This window comes from Kamptonema animale CS-326 (genome assembly GCF_028330895.1).
GTDB lineage: Bacteria > Cyanobacteriota > Cyanobacteriia > Cyanobacteriales > Microcoleaceae > Kamptonema > Kamptonema formosum.
In genome coordinates, this window is record NZ_JAQMUA010000022.1 from 1 (window position 1) to 2,238 (window position 2,238).

At 49.6% G+C, this 2,238-nt stretch carries 2 protein-coding genes; both read right to left on the minus strand.

Translation table 11 applies throughout. The features are described 5' to 3' along the window. Positions 1–1,754: R3H domain-containing nucleic acid-binding protein (locus tag PN499_RS01830; protein ID WP_272029909.1), on the minus strand; the 1,754-nt coding region annotated here is incomplete at its 3' end. A gap of 67 nt (positions 1,755–1,821) precedes the next feature. Next, a partial coding sequence (locus PN499_RS01835; protein WP_272029911.1) for a Light dependent period protein LdpA domain-containing protein occupies positions 1,822–2,238 on the minus strand: 417 nt, incomplete at its 5' end.

Consider the following 2,238-nt stretch of genomic DNA (forward strand, 5'->3'; position numbering starts at 1 on the left):
GGATAAATTCGCAAACGACGGTTAGGTTCTTCGCCAAAACTGTGAGACTTCAGGTGATAGTGCTCAACAAGTTCGTGCTGCATCTTGCGAACGTGGGAAGAACGGGGTAGAAGTTCCACCGGTTGACCCTTGGGAATCACAATTTGCTCAACAGCTAAACGAGTTTCTTCCAAAGCTTCGATCTCGTCAGAAGAACCGCTATGAGCAAATAAGCTCAAATCCGCCATTTCGGGGGTTCCGGGGTCATCCATATCTAACAACCGCCGTAAAGCTCTTGCTACTAGAGGCAAAGTCCCTGCTTTAATCGTGTGCAAAGGAACTTGGCGCGTTTTTGCTAAATGGCGGAGTTTTGACTGGTTGCGGACATTCGATCGCAACGCCAAAACCACATCCGCACTATCAATATCCTTCGTCAGCACCACAGGCAGATTCAGCGTTGCAATCACCTGTTCTAACTGATGGCGCGGAATCCCATAAGGATAGATGTGCAGTGGTAAATCCTCACCATTGGGCCCAGCATTTCTGGAATAACGACCCTCTGGCAACACAGGATCTACAGACAGCGACTCATCAAGCAATTGCTCAAAATACCTTGCCTCAGCAAGTTGCGCGGGTTTAGCAGCAAATTGCTCTTTCGGGGGCGGCAGCGGGATCATTTTCCCAGAACCGCGCCATCCTTGGGCTTCTGGAAATGTCGTTTTCCCCGACCCGAAAGACGACGTTCCCAGGACTCCTGCTGGATTGGTAGGTACTGCTGCCGCCTCTTGGGTAACAATCACTTCGCCAGAATCTCCAATACTTCTGACTTGCAAGTTCGGCTGTCGTCCTCGTAGCAGAATGTCAACGGTTTCAGAAACGTGCTCGTGGATGACCCAACGCTGTCTTTCTAGCATTTCCACCGCAATCTCAAAAGTAGGTGGTGCTTTGCGTTCCAAAACCGTCTTCTGAGAACCCCTGCGCCGCGCCTCGTCATCTCCCAGCGTCACCGCCTGAATACCGCCGATTAAATCAGCTAGAGTCGGGTTTTTTACCAGGTTTTCCAGGCGGTTGCCATGAGCAGTTCCTACTAACTGTACTCCCCGTTCTGCGATCGTTCGTGCGGCTAATGCTTCCAATTCCGTGCCGATTTCATCAATCACAATCACTTCCGGCATATGGTTTTCCACTGCCTCGATCATGACTTGGTGCTGAAATTCAGGGTGGGAAACTTGCATTCTTCGAGCACGACCGATCGCCGGGTGAGGGATATCTCCATCCCCAGCAATTTCGTTAGAGGTGTCGATGATTACTACTCGTTTCTCCAAGTCGTCGGCTAACACGCGGGCAATTTCCCGCAGGGCCGTTGTTTTACCGACTCCAGGGCGACCGAGTAGCAGAATTGACTGGCCAGTTTCCACCAAATCGCGGATTAAGCCGATTGTGCCAAAGACAGCGCGACCCACCCTTAAGGTCAGGCCGATTACTTCGCCAGTGCGATTACGGATAGCGCTGATCCGGTGCAGAGTTTGCTCGATACCAGCTCGGTTGTCCCCGCCAAAGTCACCTACTCGCTGAATGCAATGGTTGAGGCTTTCTTTGGAAACAAGGGTTTCGGAAAGGTATTCAGCTTTAGATGGAAAGCGAGCTTCTGGGCGGCGACCGAGATCCATGACAATTTCAATGAGTCTGTCTCGCTGCGGATGTTGCTTTATTGGCCGCCGAATTTCTTCTGGGACAATATCTAGTAATTTGTTGAGGTCGTCTGTAATCTGCATTCGCCTCGATACTATTAGTTGCTAGTTGCTAGTTGTTAGTTAATGGTTAACTGTTAACCGTTAACAGTTAACCAATTCCCTTAATTTGTGAAACTAAGGAATGAGCTAAACTTACAGCTTGCCAGAGCAGGTTGGGTTCAGCTTCGAGCGTAGCTGCAAGAGGTATTTGAGCTGTGGCGGCTGGCGGTATGTTCTTGCCAGGAATAGCCTTGGCTCTTTCTATTTGCCTTGTTTCTAACTGTTCCAAAATTGGTGACAGCAAGACGCGGGCATAACTACCGTAAGCTACACCTGCAATGTAGGTTTTGGGATTGGGAATTTGGGGTTTGGGATTGTGAATTTGGTTTACAGATTCTCGCTCTGATTCTGTATTTCCCGATTCCAAATCGAAAGTCGGCAATCTCACATTCAGGAGTCCAGCAGCTTTTAACTTGCTAACGGTGCGATCGTTCGTTCCGCCTGCAAGTTGTACGTATCCTGGTAA